Genomic DNA, 16,903 nt, shown 5'->3' on the forward strand with positions numbered 1-16,903 from the left:
AGCCTCCGGACGGGGCCGCCCTGTCAGCCGACAGAGTCCTCGTCGTCGTCCCGTCGCGCGTCGTCGGCGGTGAGCTGGGCCAGCTCGTCGTCGAGTCCCTGACGGGCGACGAAGTCCAGCGGCTCGTCCAGGTCGTCGGAGGTGGGAAGCAGGTCGGGGTGCGACCAGAGCCGGTCCCGGGCGTCGCTGCCGTGCTGCTGGGCCATCGCGCCCCAGACGGTGGCGGCGTCGCGCAGCCGGCGCGGGCGCAGCTGGAGGCCCACCAGCGTGGCGAACGTCTGCTCGGCGGGACCGCCCGAGGCGCGACGCCGGCGCATCGTCTCGGCCAGGGCGCCGTGGCCGGGCAGCCGGTCGGCAGCGGCCGCCGCCACGACGACGTCGACCCAGCCCTCCACCAGGGCCAGCAGCGTCTCCAGCCGGCGGAGCGCCATCTGCTGCTCCGGCGTCTCCGCGGGCTCGAGCACGCCCGAGCTCAGCAGGCGCTGGATGCTCTCCGGGTCGCTGGGGTCCAGGCCACCGCCCATGCCGCCGGACATGGCCTCGGTGATGCCCTGCTCGATGGCCTCGCGGTCGATGGTGATGCCGCGGGCGTAGGCGTGCACCGCGTCCTGCAGCTGCTGGCGCAGCCACGGGACGTGCGCGAACAGGCGCTGCGAGGCGGCCTCGCGCAGGGCGACGAACAGCCGCACCTCGTCGGCCGGCCGGTCCAGGCCCTCCGCGAACGAGGCCAGGTTCTGCGGCACCAGGACGCCGGTGCCGGCGGGTGCGAGCGGGAGGCCCACGTCGGTGCTGGTGAGCACCTCCTCGGCGAGCTTGCCGAGCGCCTGGCCCACCTGGGCGCCGAACATGACGCCGCCCATCCGGCCCATGATCCCGGCGATCGGGCCGAAGGACATGGCCGCCTCCTGGGGGAGGGCGCTGGTCATGGCCGCCACGACCCGCTCGGCCAGCGGGTCGATGAGCGCGCCCCACGCCGGCAGCGTCTGCTCGACCCACTCGACGCGCGACCAGGCCGCGGTGCGCTCGATGCCCGACGGCAGCTCGGTGACCTGGTCCAGCCACAGGTCGGCCAGCCGCAGCGCCTCGGCCGCGGCCGCGCGCTCGCCGTCCGACGACGGCTGGTGCCCCGCAGACAGCTGGCTGATCGCGCCCTGGCGGGCCAGGTCCCAGTTCACCGGTCCGCCGGACCAGTTCATGAGCTTCTGCAGCTCGGCGAACAGCGGCATCTTGCCGAGCACGTCCTCGGGCGAGCCGCCGCCGGCCATCCCGCCGAACAGGGCGCCGAGACCGAACGGGTCGCCGGCGGGGTTGCCACCCCGGTTCGGGTCGCGGCGCTCGGGGTCACGGTCGGGCGGGCCGAAGCCGAAGGGCAGGTCGCTCATGGCTCCACGGTAGACGCGGTGATCTTCCGGCGGCGGCACTCGGAGTGCGCTCTCGGCGGACGGCGGGGCGCAGGCCCGTACGCTGGCCCGTCGTGACCCGACGGATCGCCGTGCTCAGTGTGGGCGCCGTGCTGCTGCTGCTGTTCGGCGTGCTGGGGACCACCGTGCCCGTGCCCTACGTGGCCCAGGTGCCCGGCCCCACCTACAACACCCTCGGCGACATCGAGGGCGACCCGATCATCGCCATCGAGGGCCGCGAGCGGAACGAGACCGAGGGCAACCTCAACCTCACGACGGTCGGGGTGAGCCGGGGCGGCCTCAGCCTGGTGCAGGCGGTGCGCGGCTGGTTCGACGACGAGGTCGCCGTCGTCCCGGAGGAGTCGGTGTACCCGCCCGACCGCAGCGAGGAGGAGACCCGCCGGGTCAACCGCGAGGCGTTCCTGACCTCGGAGCAGGCGGCGGAGAGCGTCGCCCTGGCCGAGCTCGGCTACCCGGAGAAGGTCGTCGTGCGCGCCGTGCCGGAGGAGTCGCCGTCGGTCGACCGGCTCGAGGAGGGCGACGCGCTCGAGACCGTCGGCGGGCGCCCGGTGCCCGACACCGAGGTGCTGGCCGACGTCCTCACCGGCATCCCCGCCGGGACCGAGGTCCCGGTCTCCTACACCCGCCTCGGGGAGCCGGGCACGACGACGATCACCACCCGCGCGGCCGAGGACCGCGAGGGCTCCCTGCTGGGGATCTCCGTGCTCGACCAGCCGGCCGCGCCGTTCGACGTCGACATCCAGGTCTCCGACGTCGGCGGCCCCTCGGCCGGGTTGATGCTGACCCTCGGGATCCTCGACCTGGTGGGGGACGAGGACCTCACCGGCGGCAAGGTGGTCGCCGGTACCGGGACCATCACGCTCGACGGCGAGGTCGGCCCGATCGGCGGGATCGGGCTGAAGATGGTCGCCGCCCGCGAGATCGACGCCGAGCTGTTCCTGGTCCCGGCCGACAACTGCGCCGAGGCGGTCGCGGCGCCCGACACCGGCGTGCCGATGGCCCGCGTCGCCACCCTCGACGACGCCCTGCAGGCGCTCGCCGACCTGCGGGCCGGGCGGACCCCCGAGAGCTGCTGAGGCCGCGTCGGCGGTCCGGGCACGCGGCGCGCGGGCCCCGCGGCACAGCCCGATCCGGGTGGGGGAAGCTGGGCACGGCCGCACGGGCCCCCGGCGACGGTGACCCGCCGGGAACCACGTGCCGCTCGGTGCGTTGTCCAGGGAAGGCCGGGGGAGCGCGCTGCCGTGCACCACCCGACCCCCCGCGGTCGATCGTCGCGTGGCTACCGCGCCACGCCCGCAAACTGAAGGAGACCGCTCGTGGCCATGCGGCCCCCCGTGCCGGTTCCGACGCTGTCCCGGCGCGCGAAGCTGGTCATCGGCGCCATCGCCGTCCTGCTCGTGCTGTTCACCGTCGTCGGCACCCTCACCAACGTCTACGTCGACTACCTGTGGTTCGACGAGACCGGCTTCACCGAGGTGTTCTGGACCGAGCTGCAGACGCGGGCGATGCTCTTCGCCGTCGCCGGGGTCGCCACCGGCGGACTCACCGCGCTGTCGATGTACGTGGCCTACCGGTTCCGGCCCGCGTTCCGCCCGATGTCGCTGGAGCAGCAGAACCTCGAGCGCTACCGCCAGTCGCTCGAGCCGCGGCGTGGCCTGGTGCTCACCGCCATCGCGGTGGTGCTGGGGCTCTTCGCCGGGTTCACCGCCCAGGCGAACTGGGAGACCTGGCTGTCGTTCCGCAACAGCACCGACTTCGGCCGCGTCGACCCGCAGTTCGGCGTCGACGTGTCGTTCTTCGTCTTCGACTACCCGTTCTACCGGCTGCTGCTGGGCTTCGGGTTCGCGATCGCCATCCTCGCGCTGATCGGTGCGCTGCTCACCCACTACGTGTTCGGTGGCCTCCGGCTGCAGACGCCGGGGCAGAAGCTGACCGCCGCGGCGCGGGTGCAGCTGTCGGTGCTGGTCGGCGTGTTCGTCGCCCTGAAGTCGGTGGCCTACTGGCTGGACCGCTACGGCCTCGTCTACTCCAACCGCGGCGACGTGTTCACCGGCGCCAGCTACACCGACGTCAACGCCCTCCTGGTCTCCAAGACCATCCTGGTGTGGATCGCCGGCGTCTGCGCCATCGCCTTCTTCGCCAACATCGTCGTGCGCAACTTCCTGCTGCCGGCCATGGCGCTCGTGCTGCTGCTCGTGACCAGCCTGGTCATCGGCGTCGCCTACCCGGCGATCGTCCAGCAGTTCGTGGTCAAGCCGAGCGCCAACGAGCGGGAGGCGCCCTTCATCGAGCGCGCGATCGAGTCGACCCGCGAGGCGTACGACCTGACCGACATCGACTACGTCCAGTACGCGCAGCAGTCCACCGGCGACCGCGTGGACACCGCGTCGGCTCTCGCCGAGCTGCGCGGGGACACCGAGACGATCGCGAACGCCCGGCTGCTCGACCCGAACGTGCTGGCCGCGACCTTCACCGCGCGCCAGCAGATCCGCAACGTCTACGGCTTCCCCGAGAAGCTGGACATCGACCGGTACGAGGTCGACGGGGAGCTCCGCGACTACGTGGTCGCCGTCCGCGAGCTGGACAGCGCCGGGCTGTCGGACAACCAGGCCAGCTGGATCAACCGGCACACCGTCTACACCCACGGCAACGGGTTCGTGGCCGCGCCGGCGAACCAGGTGGTCCAGGTCGAGGCGGGCCAGGAGGGCGGCGAGCCGAACTTCACCACCCGAGACCTGCCGACCATCGGTGACATCGAGGTCGAGCAGGCGCGGATCTACTACGGCGAGCTGATCCAGGACGGCGGGCAGGACGTCTACTCCGTCGTCGGTGCGCCCGAGGGCGCCGAGCCCCGGGAGTTCGACCGCCCCGAGGACGGCTCGGACGAGGGGCAGATCAACAACACCTACGACGGCGAGGGTGGCGTCTCGATCGGCAGCTTCTTCCGGCAGCTGACCTTCGCGATCTACTACCGGGAGCGCAACTTCCTGCTCTCCAGCGCCGTCAACGACGCGTCGAAGGTGCTCTACGTCCGCGACCCGCGGGAGCGGGTCGAGAAGGCCGCACCGTTCCTCGAGGTGGACGGCGACCCGTACCCGGCGGTCGTCGACGGCCGGGTGATCTGGATGCTCGACGGCTACACCACGTCGGACGCCTACCCCTACGCCGAGCAGACGCAGCTCGGTGAGGTGGCGGCCGACGCGCTCACCGGGACGGGGACGACGGCGCTCCCGAACGAGACCGTCAACTACATCCGGAACTCGGTGAAGGCCACCGTCGACGCCTACGACGGCACGGTGACGCTCTACGCGTGGGAGGAGGACGACCCGGTGCTGAAGACCTTCATGAAGGCCTTCCCCGGGACCGTGCAGCCGCGCAGCGAGATGTCCGAGGAGCTGGTGAGCCACGTCCGGTACCCGGAGGACCTGTTCAAGGTTCAGCGGGACATCCTGACCCGTTACCACGTCGACGACCCGCAGGACTTCTACAACAGCAGCGACCGCTGGCAGATCCCCGACGACCCGACGCAGGGTGGCCAGGCCGACGCCCAGCCGCCGTACTACATCCTGGCCGAGCGGCCCGGTGAGGAAGGGGCTTCCTTCCAGCTCACCAGCGCGCTGAACGCGTTCAACCGGCAGAACCTGTCGGCGTTCATCTCCGCGTCCAGCGATCCGGACACCTACGGCCAGCTCCAAGTGCTCCGATTGCCCGGCAACACACCGTTCCGCGGGCCGCAGCAGGTGCAGCAGTCGTTCAACACCAACGACGAGGTCGCCCAGGACCTGAACCTGTTCCGGGGCGCTGACTCCCAGCCGGTGTTCGGCAACCTGCTGACCCTGCCGATCGGCACCGACGGGCTGCTCTACGTCCAGCCGCTGTACGTGGAGGGCACGGGCGCCAACTCCTTCCCGCTGCTGCGGAAGGTGCTGGTCAACTACGGCGACCGGGTCGGCTACGCGGACACGCTCGGCGAGGCGCTGGACCAGGTCTTCGGCGACGGGGCGGGCCAGTCCGCGACGGATGGCGAGCCCGCCGGCGACGGCGACACGGAGCCGACTCCGTCGCCGACGACGCCTCCGCCGCCGCCCCCGGGCGGTGGGACGACCCCGACCCCCGGTCTCGATGCCGCGGTGGCGGAGATGAACGCCGTCCTCGGCCGGCTGGCCGACGCCCAGCGGGCGGGCGACTTCGCCGCCCAGGGCCAGGCGCTGGCCGATCTGCAGCGGGCCGTCGAGGCCTACCAGCAGGCGCAGGCGGCGGCCGGCGGGGGCGGCTGACGCCGGCCGGGACCGGCGGTCGACCCCACGGCCGACCGTCGGTCCCGGCACCTGCTACGGTTGGTGCACCGACGCGGGGTGGAGCAGCTCGGTAGCTCGCTGGGCTCATAACCCAGAGGTCGCAGGTTCGAATCCTGTCCCCGCTACCACCACGAAGGCCCGGTCCCCCTGGGGACCGGGCCTTCGTCGTACGTGGAGCGGTTCAGACGGGGCTGAGCCGATCGTCCTGGTTGCCCCAGGAGCGAGCTGCGGTCCAGTCGCGCGACCACGGGTCGGACTGGTCGACCTCGGCGCTGCGCCGGTAGGGCGTGGGCCGCGGCCGCGCGGTGGGCGCGGCCGTCCGGGCCGCCGGTGGGACCTGCGGCAGGGGTGCGGGCGCCGGGGGAGTGCCGACGTGGCCGGGCTTGCGCGGTCGGACGCTCAGCCCGGTGAACTGGTGGTTGGGGCGCGTCCGGTCGTCGTCGACGTCCACCTCGTCGGCGTCGGGGACCGGCCAGGCCCGCGCCGCCGGGTACGGCTCGCGCCGCGGCGGGTGCGCGGGATCGGGCAGCCGGAGCTCCGACAGGTCCTTCCACGTCGAGTGCCGCAGACCGTCGACGGTGCACCGGACGCGGGCCGAGACCCGGCCGTCGGACGTGTGCCGCCAGCCCAGCAGCTCGCCGGAGTACCAGATCCCTAGGTGGTGGATCTCCACCGGCTGCGGGTCGCCGACGAACGCGCTCGTCGTCATGTCCCCCGCCACGAGCCGGACTGTAGGCGCGGGGCGTAGGCCCGCCGCGAAGGCGCGCACGTCTCCTGAGGCGGGTGTGACGGGGCTGCCGCACGGTCCGCAGGAGCACTCCCCGGATGCCCGGTGCTCCGCTCGTGGAGGGACCCGGCGATGGCGCCGCGGCGCAGGTGCTACAGTGGTCCTACCGACGCGGGGTGGAGCAGCTCGGTAGCTCGCTGGGCTCATAACCCAGAGGTCGCAGGTTCGAATCCTGTCCCCGCTACCACCACGAAGGCCCGGTCACCACGGTGACCGGGCCTTCGTCGTCCTGCAGTCCGGCGGCCCACGTGCATGCTGCAACCTTCTCGGTGCGGATGTGGCCGTGTGTGTTGTGCCTCACCCTCCGCTGCTTCTAGCGTGCGGTCACATCCGATCGCAGGGGAGCGCCAGGTGTCCGTCGACTCAGCACCGCAGGGAACCGTTCCGCAGCCCCGGCGGGCCGGTGCCGAGGACCTCGGCATCGACCTCTCCGACCGCGACTTCTGGCTGTGCCCGCCGGAGGAGCGGCACGCCGTGTTCGACCGGCTCCGGTCCGAGCGCCCGTTCGCGTTCTTCGCCGAGCCCGAGATCCCGCACCTGGAGAGCGGCCCGGGCTACCACGCGATCACCCGCTACGCGGACCTCGAGGCGATCAGCTGCCAGCCGGCGGTCTTCTGCTCCGGCAGCGGTGCGGTGTCCATCCAGGACATCCCGGCCGACCTCAACGAGTTCTACGGCTCGCTGATCAGCATGGACGACCCGCGGCACGCCCGGATCCGGCGGATCGTCTCCAAGACCTTCACCCCCCGCATGCTCGAGCAGGTCATCGGCTCGGTCGAGGGCGTCGTGGACGACGTCCTGGCGCAGGCACGGCGCACGGCGGAGGACGGCGACGGCACGATCGACGTCGTCGCCGACATCGCCGCGCCCATCCCGCTGCGGGTCATCTGCGACATGATGGGCATCCCCGCCGAGGACCGCGGGATGGTGCTGACCGCGTCCAACATCATCCTGTCCGGAGGCGACCCCGAGCTCATCGAGGACCAGGACGACCCGCTCACCGCGCTGCTCATGGCCGGCATCGAGCTGGGCGGCCTCATGGAGCGGCTGGCGGCCGAGCGCGTGGCGAACCCGCGCGACGACCTCACCACCGCGCTGGTCACCACCGAGGTCGACGGCGAGAAGCTGACCCACCAGGAGATCGCCTCGTTCTTCATCCTGCTGCTGGTCGCCGGCAACGAGACGACCCGCAACGCCATCTCGCAGGGCCTGCTGGCGCTGCAGGAGCACCCGGAGGAGCGGGCCCGCTGGGTGGCCGATCCGGGGCTGACCCGCACCGCGATCGAGGAGATCGTCCGCTGGACCAGCCCGGTCACCTGGATGCGGCGCACCGCCACCCAGGACGGCGAGCTGAACGGCTACCGGTTCTCCGCGGGGGACAAGTTCCTGCTGTTCTACGCGGCCGCCAACCGCGATCCCGAGGTGTTCGCCGAACCGCACCGGTTCGACCTGGCCCGCGACCCGAACCCGCACGTGGGCTTCGGCTCGAAGGGCCCGCACTTCTGCCTGGGCGCGCACCTGGCCCGGCGGGAACTGGCGGTCACCTTCCGCAGGATCTTCGAGCAGCTGCCCGATCTGGAGATCACCGGGCCGCCGGCGCGGCTGCGGTCGTCGTTCGTCAACGGCCTCAAGCGGCTGCCGGCCCGGCTCGGGGGCGCCGCATGACGCGGATCGTTCTCGACGGCGAGCGGTGCGTGGGCTCCGGTGCCTGCGAGTCGCTCGCGCCGGACTTCTTCGAGGTGGGTGACGACGGGGTCGTGGCGGTGCTGCGCGCCGACCCGGCGGAAGGGGAGCTGCGCGACGTCGAGGAGGCGGTGCAGCAGTGCCCCACGCGGGCCCTGGAGCTGGTGCCGGAACAGCCGGCCGACGCGGCCGGTTGACCCCGCACATGGAGACCACCGTCATCGACGTGCCCGAGTCCGACCGCTTCGAGATCCGCGACGGCGACCGCGTCCTGGGCCTGGCCGCCTACCAGCGCCGCGGCGACACCTTCGTCTTCACCCATACCGAGGTCGACCCCCAGGCGGGCCAGTCCGGTCTGGGCAGCACGCTGGTGCGCTCGGCCCTCGACGAGGTGCGTGCGAAGGGTGGCCGCGTGGTGCCGAGCTGCTCGTTCGTCGCCGGCTGGATCGAGCGCCACCCGGACTACGCCGACCTGGTCGCCGACCGCGATTAGTCCTGCAACGACGGAGGGGCGCCGACGGCCGTCGGCGCCCCTCCGCGTCGTTCAGAGCACCTGGTGGCCGTACATCTCGCCGAGCGGGTCGGCGATGAGCTCGATGCGGGCGCCGTCGGGGTCGCGGAAGTAGACCGACACGCCGCTGTGCACCTCGTGCTCGACGCCGGCCTCGGTGAGCCGGCGGACCAGCTTTTCCCAGTTCTGCGGGTCGACGCTGATCGCCATGTGGTGCAGCCCCCCGAGCACCTCGGCGTACGGGCCGACGTCCAGGCCGGGGAAGTCGAAGAAGGCCAGCAGGTTGCCGTTGCCGATGTCGAAGAAGAAGTGCGACGAGCCGGGGTAGTCGCGGTTCTCGATCAGCTCGGTCAGCGGGAAGCCGAGCACGTCCTGGTAGAAGCGCACGGTGCGCTCGACGTCGGAGCTGATCAGCGCGGTGTGGTGCAGGCCGCGGGCGGTGGAGGCGGGGCGCTGCCCGGTCGGGCGCAGGTGCGCCTCGCGGATACGGGCGCGCGCAGCCTCGAGCGCTTCCAGGTCACGGGTGCTCTCGGTGGTGCTCACGCGGGACATCCTCCTCGGGTCGTCGTCGTCCGCTGGGCCTAACCCCGGCGGGCCGTGAGGCGTTCCCGTGCACCTGCGTAGCCTGCGGACGTTCCCGCCGGACCCCAGGAGGACCCCGTGATCGAGCTGCGTACACCTGGTGAGCTGGAGGCGATGCGTGCCGCCGGGGCCGTGGTCGCCGACATGCTCGCGGCGGTGCGCGCCACCGCAGCACCCGGCGTCCGGCTGACCCAGCTCGACGCCGTGGCCCGCGACGTCCTCTCCGACGCCGGCGCCACCTCGCCGTTCCTCGGCTACGCGCCGCTGGACACCACCCCGCCGTTCCCGGGCGTGGTGTGCCTGTCGGTGAACGACGTCGCGCTGCACGGCATCCCCATCCCCGACACGCTGCAGGACGGCGACCTGCTCAGCGTGGACGCCGGCGCCGTGCTCGACGGCTGGGTGGGGGACAGCGCGATCACCTTCCCGGTCGGCACCCCGCGCCCGGAGGACCTCGAGCTGATCGCCACCACCGAGCGGGCGCTGGCGGCGGGCATCGCCGCGGCCGTCGTCGGCAACCGGGTCGGCGACATCTCGGCCGCCATCGGCGAGGTCGGGCGGGCCGGCGGCGTCGGGATCAACACCGACCAGGGCGGTCACGGCGTCGGGCGCACCATGCACGAGGCGCCGTCGGTGCCCAACGAGGGGCGCCCCGGGCGGGGGGTGAAGCTGCTTCCCGGCCTGGTCATCGCGATCGAGCCGTGGTTCCTGGCCGGGGGCAACGACGACTACACGGTGGACGCCGACGGGTGGACGCTGCGCAGCGCCGACGGCAGCCGCGCCGCGCACGTCGAGCACACCGTCGCCGTGACCGCCGACGGGCCGCGCATCCTCACCGCCCCGCGCGACTAGCCCAGCGCCTGCTCCAGGTCGGCGAGCAGGTCGTCGACGTCCTCGATGCCGACCGACAGCCGGACCAGGTCGTTCGGCACCTCCAGCGGAGATCCGGCGGCGCTGGCATGGGTCATCCGGCCCGGGTGCTCGATGAGCGACTCCACGCCACCGAGGGACTCGGCCAGGGTGAACAGCCGGGTCCGCTCGCACACCTTCAGCGCCGCGTCCTCGCCGTCGCGGAGCCGGAAGGAGATCATCCCGCCGAAGCCGGACATCTGCTTCGCCGCGACATCGTGGCCGGGGTGGTCGGGCAGGCCGGGGTAGAGGACCGCGGACACCTCGGGCCGGCCGACGAGGAACTCCGCGACGCGTGCGGCGTTGGCGCAGTGCCGGTCCATCCGGACGCCGAGGGTCTTGAGGCTGCGCAGCACCATCCACGCGTCGAACGGGCTCGCGACCGCGCCCATCGCGTTGTGGTTGTAGGCCAGCTGCTCGCCGAGCCCGGCGTCCCGGGTGACCAGCGCGCCGCCGACGACGTCGGAGTGGCCGCCCAGGTACTTCGTCGTCGAGTGCACGACGACGTCGGCGCCCAGCGTGAGCGGCCGCTGCAGGTAGGACGAGGCGAACGTGTTGTCGACGACGAGCAGCGCGCCGGCCTCGTGCGCGATCGCCGCGGTCGCCTCGATGTCGGTGATGTTGAGCAGCGGGTTGCTGGGCGTCTCGCACCAGACCACGCGCGTGGTCGGCCGGATCGCCGCGCGCAGCGCACCGGGGTCGGCGAGGTCGACCGGGCTGTACTCGAGGCCCCACTCCGACAGCACGCGCGAGATGAGCCGGAACGTGCCGCCGTACGCGTCACCGCCCAGGACGACGTGGTCGCCCGAGCGGCAGACCGTGCGCAGCAGGGTGTCCTCGGCGGCCAGGCCCGACGCGAACGCCAGCGCCGTCGTGCCCTCCTCCAGCGCCGCCAGCGCGGCGTGCAGGGTGTCCCGCGTCGGGTTGCCGCTGCGGCTGTACTCGTAGCCGCCGCGCAGCCCGCCGACGCCGTCCTGCTTGTAGGTCGTCGTCAGGTGCAGCGGCGGGATGACCGCGCCGGTCGCCGGGTCGGGGTCCTGCCCCGCGTGGATCGCGCGGGTGTTGAAGCCGGTCATGACCCGACCGTAGGCGTGAGCCCGGCCAGGTGCCCCAGCACGTCCTGCCGCGTGACGACGCCCGCGGGCTTGCCGTCGACGTGCACCAGCAGCGCGTCGGCGTGGCCCAGCTCGTGCACGGCGTCGGTCACCGGTTCGCCCGACCCGATGATCGGCAGCGGGGGCGACATGTGCTTCTCCACCCGGTCCGCGAGCGTCGCCCGGCCGGCGAAGACGGCGTCCAGCAGCGTCTTCTCGTCGACCGACCCGACGACCTCGCCGGCGGTGACCGGCGGCTCCGCGCGGACGACCGGGAGCTGGCTGACGCCGTACTCGCGGAGGATGTCGATGGCGTCGCGGACCGTCTCGTTCGGGTGGGTGTGCACCAGCGGCGGGGTCTCGCCGGACTTGTTGAGCAGGTCGCCGACGGTGGTGCCCGACGTCGCCTCGAGGAAGCCGTAGTCGGCCATCCACGTGTCGTTGAAGATCTTGTTCAGGTAGCCGCGGCCGCCGTCGGGCAGCAGCACCACCAGGACGTCGTCCTTGGTGAGGCGCTCGGCCACCCGGAGCGCGGCGGCCACCGCCATGCCGCAGGAGCCGCCGACCAGCAGGCCCTCCTCGCGGGCCAGCCGCCGGGTCATGGCGAACGAGTCGCCGTCGGAGACCGCCACGATCTCATCGGCGACGTCGGAGTCGTAGGTGGAGGGCCAGAAGTCCTCGCCGACGCCCTCGACGAGGTAGGGGCGGCCGGTGCCGCCGGAGTAGACCGAGCCCTCGGGGTCGGCGCCGAACACCTGCACGCGGCCGCCGGACTGCTCCTTGAGGTAGCGCCCGACGCCGCTGATCGTGCCCCCGGTGCCGGCTCCGGTCACGAAGTGGGTGATCCGGCCCTCGGTCTGCGCCCAGATCTCCGGGCCGGTGGTCTCGTAGTGCGAGCGCGGGTTGTTCGGGTTGGAGTACTGGTCGGGCTTCCAGCCGCCCGGGGTCTCGCGGGCCAGCCGGTCGGACACCGAGTAGTAGGAGCGGGGGTCGGACGGGTCGACGGCCGTGGGGCAGACGACGACCTCGGCGCCGTAGGCCTTGAGCACGTTGATCTTCTCCTGGCCGACCTTGTCGGGGCAGATGAAGATGCACCTGTAGCCGCGCTGCTGGGCGACCAGGGCCAGCCCGATGCCGGTGTTGCCGCTGGTCGGCTCGATGATCGTGCCGCCGGGCTTCAGCAGTCCGGCCTCCTCGGCCGCGTCCACCATGCGCACGGCGATCCGGTCCTTCACCGACCCGCCCGGGTTGAGGTACTCGACCTTCGCCAGCACCAGGGGGGCGTCGGGGCCCAGGTCGCGGGTCACCGAGGTCAGCCGCACCAGCGGGGTGTTGCCGACCAGCTCGATGACGTTCTCGACGTACTGCACCAGTCCTCCTCCGGCGGCCGGCGTCCGCCGGGCCGTTCCCGACCATCCCACCACCCGCGGTGGCCGGGGCGGCGACCGGCGGACGAGGATGCCCGCATGACCTCTCCCGTCGGCACGCGGGCCCTCGGCGGCCTGACCGTCTCCACCCTCGGCCTGGGCTGCATGGGCATGAGCCAGATGTACGGGGCCGCCGACCGGGCGGAGTCGATCGCGACCCTGCACCGCGCGCTCGACCTGGGCGTCACCTTCCTGGACACCTCCGACGTCTACGGCTCCGGCCACAACGAGGAGCTCGTCGGCGAGGCGATCGCCGGCCGCCGCGACGAGGTGCAGCTGGCGACCAAGTTCTCGCTGTCGCGCACCTCCGACGGGGGCATGCGGATCGACGGCCGCCCCGAGAACGTGCGGGCGTGCGCCGAGGCGAGCCTGCGCCGGCTGGGGGTCGACGTCATCGACCTCTACTACCAGCACCGGGTCGACCCGCAGGTCCCGATCGAGGACACGGTCGGCGCGATGGGCGAGCTCGTCGCGCAGGGCAAGGTGCGCCACCTCGGGCTCTCGGAGGCGTCCGCCGCCTCGGTCCGCCGTGCGGTCGCCGTGCACCCGATCGCGGCCCTGCAGAGCGAGTGGTCGCTGTGGACCCGGGACCTGGAGGGAGAGGTGCTGGCCGTCGCCCGCGAGCACGGGATCGGGATCGTGCCGTTCAGCCCGCTGGGCCGCGGCTTCCTCACCGGCGCGATCACCAGCCCCGAGGACTTCGGCGAGGACGACTGGCGCCGCGGCCACCCGCGGTTCACCGGCGAGGCGTTCGCGACCAACCTGCGGCTGGTCGAGGCGGTCCGGGAGATGGCCGCGGAGAAGGGCGTGGCGCCGGGGCAGCTGGCGCTGGCCTGGGTCCTCGCGCAGGGCGACGACGTCGTCCCGATCCCGGGCACCAAGCGGCGCAGCTACCTGGAGGAGAACGTCGCCTCGGCGGCCGTCGAGCTCACCGCCGACGACCTGGCCCGGCTCGACGCCATCGCCCCGCCCGGCGTCGCGGCCGGCAGCCGCTACGTCGACTCCGGCTACGCCTACGGCGACAGCCCCGAGCGGTGAGCTCGCCGGTCCTGCTGGGGGCCGACCTCGGCACCAGCGGGTGCAAGCTGGTGGCGCTGGACGAGTCCGGCGCGGTGGTCGCCGAGGCCGAGGCCGGCTACGACCACGACCGGCCGGCCCCCGACCGGGCCGAGATCGACGTCGCCGTGTGGCGCGCCGCCTTCGACTCGGCGCTGGCCCGGCTGGGCGACGTCCGGGTGCGGGCCCTGGGGCTGTCGGGGCAGATGCACGGCGCCGTCCTGGTCGACGACGGCGGCCGGGCGCTGCACCCCGCACTGCTGTGGCCCGACTCCCGGGCCACCGCGGAGCTGGCCGGCTGGAGATCGCTCCCCGCCGCCGACCGGGCGGCCCTGGCCAACCCCCTGGTGCCCGGGATGACCGGGCCGATGCTGGCCTGGCTCGCCGCGCACGAAGCGGCGGTGGTGGAGCGCGCCGCCGCGGTCCTGCTGCCCAAGGACGCCTTCCGGACGGCGCTCGTGCCCGGCAGCCCGCTGGTCACCGACCGCAGCGACGCCTCGGCCACCCTGCTGTGGGACGTCGTCGCCGACGGCTGGTCCGCCGCCGCACCGGTCCCGGCCGCCCTTCTGCCGAGCGTGCGGCCCTCGGAGGAGGTGGCCGGGACGGCGCCGCTGCCGGTCGGGGAGGTGCCCGTCGTCGTCGGCGGTGCGGACACGGCGCTGGCGCTGCTGGCCGCGGGCACCCGGACCGGCCTGCAGGTGAACCTGGGCACCGGGGCGCAGGTGCTGCGGCCCGGCTGGACGCCCGCGCCGGCCGACGACCCGCTGGTGCACGGCTACGCCGGCGTCGACGGCGGCTGGTACGCGATGGCGGCGCTGCGCAACGGCGGCTCGGCCTGGGCGTGGGTGTGCGGTGTGCTGGGGCTGTCGTGGCCGGAGCTGTTCGCCGCCGCCGCATCGGTCCCCGACGCCGGGGGAGCGGTGTTCCGGCCGTTCCTCACCGGTGAGCGCGGCGGGGTCGCGGGGCCCGACGACCGCGGGAGCTGGAGCGGCCTGGGGGCGGGGACCACGCGGGCGCACCTGGCGCGGGCCGCCGTCGAGGGCGTCGTCCGCGCGGTCGCCGCCGCGGCCGCCCTGCTCGACGTCCCCGACGACGGGGCGCCGGTGGTGCTCACCGGGGGAGGGGCGCGGTCGGCGCTGGTGCAGCAGCTGCTCGCCGACGCGCTGCGCCGCCCGGTCCGGCACCTGGCCCTGCGCAGCGCCTCGGCGATCGGCGCGGCGCTGCTCGCCGCCCGCGCCGCGGGTGTCGACGTCGTCCCCGACCGTGCACCGGGGCAGCTGGTCGAGCCCGGCCGCTGACCGGCATGGAACCGGACCTCTCCGGGCACCGTTGATCATGTGCGCGGGACCGACCACGGTCCCGGCGAGCAGGAGGAGGCGGACCCACCATGGCGTCGCTGTTCAACAAGGTCGTCCAGCTGGCGAACAGCCCCAAGGCGAAGCAGGCCATCCAGCAGGCCACGGTCAAGGCGCAGGACCTGGCCAAGGACCCGAAGACGCGGGCGAAGATCGACGACGTCCGCCGTCGGATCCAGGGTGGCGGCCGCGGTCCGGGAGCCGGACCCACCCCCTGACCGGCCGGGCCGGCCCCCCCGCCGTCAGGCGGAGGTGGGCCGGCCCTTCGGCCGGAGCAGGTTCAGAGCGGCGTCGTGCAGCCGGCCGTTGCTGGCCAGGGCGCTGCCGCCGGCGGGACCGGGGACACCGGTGACGTCGGTGAACCGGCCGCCGGCCTCGCGCACGATGACGTCGAGGGCGGCGAGGTCCCACAGCGACACCTCGGGCTCGCAGGCGAGGTCCACCGCGCCCTCGGCCAGCAGGACGTAGCTCCAGAAGTCGCCGTAGGCGCGGGTGCGCCACACCGAGCGGGTCAGGTCCAGGAAGCCGCCGAGCAGGTCGCGCTCCTCCCACCCCGAGAGGCTCGAGTAGCTCAGGCTGGCGTCGCCCAGCTCGCCGACCTCCGACACGCGGCAGCGGGTGGCCGACTCCAGCCGGCGGCCGGTCCACGCGCCGACGTCCTTGGCCGCCCACCACCGCTTGTTGAGGGCGGGGGCCGAGACCAGACCGACGACCGGCTCGTCGCCGTCGACGAGGGCGATCAGGGTGGCCCACACGGGGACGCCGCGGACGAAGTTCTTGGTGCCGTCGATCGGGTCGAGGATCCAGCGCCGGGAGCCGTGGCCGGTGGTGCCGAACTCCTCGCCCATGACGGCGTCACGGGTGCGGGCCCGGCTCAACGTGATCCGCAGCTGCTCCTCGACGGCCCGGTCGGCATCGGTGACCGGCGTCAGGTCGGGCTTGGTGTCGACCGTCAGGTCCTGGGCCTTGAAGCGGTCCATGCTGATCGAGTCGGCCTGGTCGGCCAGCACGTGTGCCAGCCGCATGTCCTCTGAAAAGCCCCGCCCCGACGTCATGGGCACCCAACCTAGCGGTGCGCGGCCCCGACCCGCGGGAAGCGGGCACGGCGATACCGTCGCGGGGTGGACGCAGCGACGATCGCGGGGCTGCTCGCCGACCCCGTGCGGCTCAAGGTCGTGGCCGCGCTGGCGCTGGGCGCGGGCACCATCGAGGAGGCGGCCGCGGCCTCCGGGCTCGGCCTCAAGGACGTCGCGCTGGCGGCCGCCGGCTGGCCCGCGCGGGGCTGGTGGACCGCGACGGGCACGGGCTGACGCTGCACACCGAGCACTTCGGCGCCGCCGCCCGCGCCGCCGCAGAGGCGGCGCCGCCACCGGAGCCGCTCTCGGACGACCCGGCCCAGGACGCCGTCCTGTCCGCGTTCGTGCGCGACGGCCGGCTGACCTCCATCCCCGCCCAGCACAGCAAGCGGCTGGTGGTCCTGGACCACCTGGTCCGCGTCTTCGAGCCCGGCGTGCGGTACCCGGAGCGGGAGGTCAACGCGCTGCTCGCCGTCTGGCACCCCGACGTCGCGGCGCTGCGCCGGTACCTCGTCGACGAGCAGTTCCTGACCCGCGAGGCCGGCATCTACTGGCGCTCCGGCGGCTACGTCGACATCTAGGGCGTGTCTCCTAAGTTGAGCGTGGTGGGGCTGATTTGCTGCGGATATGTCTCGCGATCGAGTGCTGACCGACGCTCAGTGGGAGCGGATTGAGGCGTTGATGCCGTCCTCGGACGGCGTGAG

The 16,903-nt window shown here is 73.4% G+C and carries 17 protein-coding genes and 2 tRNA genes; 13 read left to right on the forward strand and 6 right to left on the reverse strand.

All coding sequences use genetic code 11. The features are described from left to right. Positions 1 to 23 precede the first annotated feature (23 nt). The gene (locus DQ244_RS11215) at positions 24 to 1,382 is read right to left on the reverse strand and encodes a zinc-dependent metalloprotease (RefSeq protein WP_113811528.1); all 1,359 of its coding nucleotides are present in this window, start codon (positions 1,380 to 1,382) and stop codon (positions 24 to 26) included. 92 nt (positions 1,383 to 1,474) lie between these two features. On the opposite strand from DQ244_RS11215, the gene DQ244_RS11220 reads away from it, so the two are divergent. From DQ244_RS11220 to DQ244_RS11230, 3 genes are all read left to right on the forward strand, one after another. Further along, positions 1,475 to 2,497, forward strand: a complete 1,023-nt coding sequence (locus tag DQ244_RS11220) for a PDZ domain-containing protein (protein WP_113811529.1) — start codon at positions 1,475 to 1,477, stop codon at positions 2,495 to 2,497. A 246-nt stretch (positions 2,498 to 2,743) separates the two neighbouring features. Then, positions 2,744 to 5,698 carry a UPF0182 family protein gene (locus DQ244_RS11225; protein ID WP_233491335.1) on the forward strand — a complete coding sequence of 985 codons (2,955 nt, stop codon included), beginning with the start codon at positions 2,744 to 2,746 and terminating at the stop codon, positions 5,696 to 5,698. Positions 5,699 to 5,770: 72 nt separating this feature from the next. Further along, positions 5,771 to 5,847 (forward strand) — tRNA-Met (locus DQ244_RS11230). A gap of 53 nt (positions 5,848 to 5,900) precedes the next feature. Here DQ244_RS11230 and DQ244_RS11235 read toward each other — a convergent pair. Continuing rightward, the gene (locus tag DQ244_RS11235; RefSeq protein ID WP_147251509.1) at positions 5,901 to 6,440 is read right to left on the reverse strand and encodes a hypothetical protein; all 540 of its coding nucleotides are present in this window, start codon (positions 6,438 to 6,440) and stop codon (positions 5,901 to 5,903) included. 176 nt (positions 6,441 to 6,616) lie between these two features. On the opposite strand from DQ244_RS11235, the gene DQ244_RS11240 reads away from it, so the two are divergent. The 4 genes from DQ244_RS11240 to DQ244_RS11255 all read left to right on the forward strand — a co-directional run bounded on the left by DQ244_RS11240 (position 6,617) and on the right by DQ244_RS11255 (position 8,682). Beyond that, positions 6,617 to 6,693: transfer RNA gene (locus DQ244_RS11240), tRNA-Met, on the forward strand. 164 nt (positions 6,694 to 6,857) lie between these two features. Next, positions 6,858 to 8,171, forward strand: a complete 1,314-nt coding sequence (locus tag DQ244_RS11245) for a cytochrome P450 (RefSeq protein WP_199580348.1) — start codon at positions 6,858 to 6,860, stop codon at positions 8,169 to 8,171. Then, positions 8,168 to 8,386, forward strand: coding sequence for a ferredoxin (locus tag DQ244_RS11250; RefSeq protein ID WP_113811533.1), 219 nt, complete (start codon positions 8,168 to 8,170; stop codon positions 8,384 to 8,386). The genes DQ244_RS11245 and DQ244_RS11250 overlap by 4 nt, the downstream gene beginning before the upstream one ends. An 8-nt stretch (positions 8,387 to 8,394) precedes the next feature. Continuing rightward, on the forward strand, positions 8,395 to 8,682 hold the full coding sequence (locus tag DQ244_RS11255; protein WP_113811534.1) for a GNAT family N-acetyltransferase: 288 nt from the start codon (positions 8,395 to 8,397) through the stop codon (positions 8,680 to 8,682). A 51-nt stretch (positions 8,683 to 8,733) separates the two neighbouring features. Here the strand turns inward: DQ244_RS11255 and DQ244_RS11260 are convergent, their stop codons facing one another. After that, a complete protein-coding gene (locus DQ244_RS11260; protein ID WP_199580349.1) occupies positions 8,734 to 9,243 on the reverse strand; it encodes a VOC family protein in 510 nt (169 codons plus the stop codon). A gap of 117 nt (positions 9,244 to 9,360) precedes the next feature. On the opposite strand from DQ244_RS11260, the gene map reads away from it, so the two are divergent. Further along, entirely contained in the window at positions 9,361 to 10,134 is a 774-nt protein-coding gene (gene map / locus DQ244_RS11265; protein WP_113811536.1) for a type I methionyl aminopeptidase, read from the forward strand. Here map and DQ244_RS11270 read toward each other — a convergent pair. Continuing rightward, positions 10,131 to 11,267 (reverse strand): cystathionine gamma-synthase, encoded by a 1,137-nt coding sequence (locus tag DQ244_RS11270; RefSeq protein WP_113811537.1) that lies wholly within the window; start codon positions 11,265 to 11,267, stop codon positions 10,131 to 10,133. The genes map and DQ244_RS11270 overlap by 4 nt on opposite strands. Then, entirely contained in the window at positions 11,264 to 12,655 is a 1,392-nt protein-coding gene (locus tag DQ244_RS11275) for a cystathionine beta-synthase (RefSeq protein WP_113811538.1), read from the reverse strand. The genes DQ244_RS11270 and DQ244_RS11275 overlap by 4 nt, the downstream gene beginning before the upstream one ends. Positions 12,656 to 12,751: 96 nt before the next feature. On the opposite strand from DQ244_RS11275, the gene DQ244_RS11280 reads away from it, so the two are divergent. From DQ244_RS11280 to DQ244_RS11290, 3 genes are all read left to right on the forward strand, one after another. Further along, positions 12,752 to 13,750, forward strand: coding sequence for an aldo/keto reductase (locus DQ244_RS11280; protein ID WP_113811539.1), 999 nt, complete (start codon positions 12,752 to 12,754; stop codon positions 13,748 to 13,750). Then, positions 13,747 to 15,066, forward strand: a complete 1,320-nt coding sequence (locus DQ244_RS11285) for an FGGY family carbohydrate kinase (protein WP_113811540.1) — start codon at positions 13,747 to 13,749, stop codon at positions 15,064 to 15,066. Before DQ244_RS11280 ends, DQ244_RS11285 begins: the two co-directional genes overlap by 4 nt. 89 nt (positions 15,067 to 15,155) lie before the next feature. Next, positions 15,156 to 15,341 carry a hypothetical protein gene (locus DQ244_RS11290; protein WP_113811541.1) on the forward strand — a complete coding sequence of 62 codons (186 nt, stop codon included), beginning with the start codon at positions 15,156 to 15,158 and terminating at the stop codon, positions 15,339 to 15,341. A gap of 24 nt (positions 15,342 to 15,365) precedes the next feature. Here DQ244_RS11290 and hisN read toward each other — a convergent pair whose 3' ends face one another. Beyond that, positions 15,366 to 16,148, reverse strand: a complete 783-nt coding sequence (gene hisN / locus DQ244_RS11295; protein ID WP_369832106.1) for a histidinol-phosphatase — start codon at positions 16,146 to 16,148, stop codon at positions 15,366 to 15,368. 96 nt (positions 16,149 to 16,244) lie between these two features. On the opposite strand from hisN, the gene DQ244_RS19905 reads away from it, so the two are divergent. Next, entirely contained in the window at positions 16,245 to 16,433 is a 189-nt protein-coding gene (locus DQ244_RS19905; protein WP_233491327.1) for a hypothetical protein, read from the forward strand. Further along, on the forward strand, positions 16,409 to 16,780 hold the full coding sequence (locus DQ244_RS11300; protein WP_233491328.1) for a DUF2087 domain-containing protein: 372 nt from the start codon (positions 16,409 to 16,411) through the stop codon (positions 16,778 to 16,780). The genes DQ244_RS19905 and DQ244_RS11300 overlap by 25 nt, the downstream gene beginning before the upstream one ends. Positions 16,781 to 16,903 lie beyond the last annotated feature (123 nt).

Origin of the sequence: Blastococcus sp. TBT05-19 (genome assembly GCF_003319095.1) — a bacterium.
Lineage (GTDB): Bacteria > Actinomycetota > Actinomycetes > Mycobacteriales > Geodermatophilaceae > Blastococcus.

Coding starts and splice junctions, on each gene's coding strand:
- DQ244_RS11215 (WP_113811528.1), bottom strand. CDS start 1,382: ATGAGCGACCTGCCCTTCGGCTTCGGCCCGCCCGACCGTGACCCCGAG.
- DQ244_RS11225 (WP_233491335.1), top strand. CDS start 2,744: ATGCGGCCCCCCGTGCCGGTTCCGACGCTGTCCCGGCGCGCGAAGCTG.
- DQ244_RS11250 (WP_113811533.1), top strand. CDS start 8,168: ATGACGCGGATCGTTCTCGACGGCGAGCGGTGCGTGGGCTCCGGTGCC.
- DQ244_RS11255 (WP_113811534.1), top strand. CDS start 8,395: ATGGAGACCACCGTCATCGACGTGCCCGAGTCCGACCGCTTCGAGATC.
- DQ244_RS11270 (WP_113811537.1), bottom strand. CDS start 11,267: ATGACCGGCTTCAACACCCGCGCGATCCACGCGGGGCAGGACCCCGAC.
- DQ244_RS11280 (WP_113811539.1), top strand. CDS start 12,752: ATGACCTCTCCCGTCGGCACGCGGGCCCTCGGCGGCCTGACCGTCTCC.
- DQ244_RS11290 (WP_113811541.1), top strand. CDS start 15,156: ATGGCGTCGCTGTTCAACAAGGTCGTCCAGCTGGCGAACAGCCCCAAG.
- hisN (WP_369832106.1), bottom strand. CDS start 16,148: ATGCGGCTGGCACACGTGCTGGCCGACCAGGCCGACTCGATCAGCATG.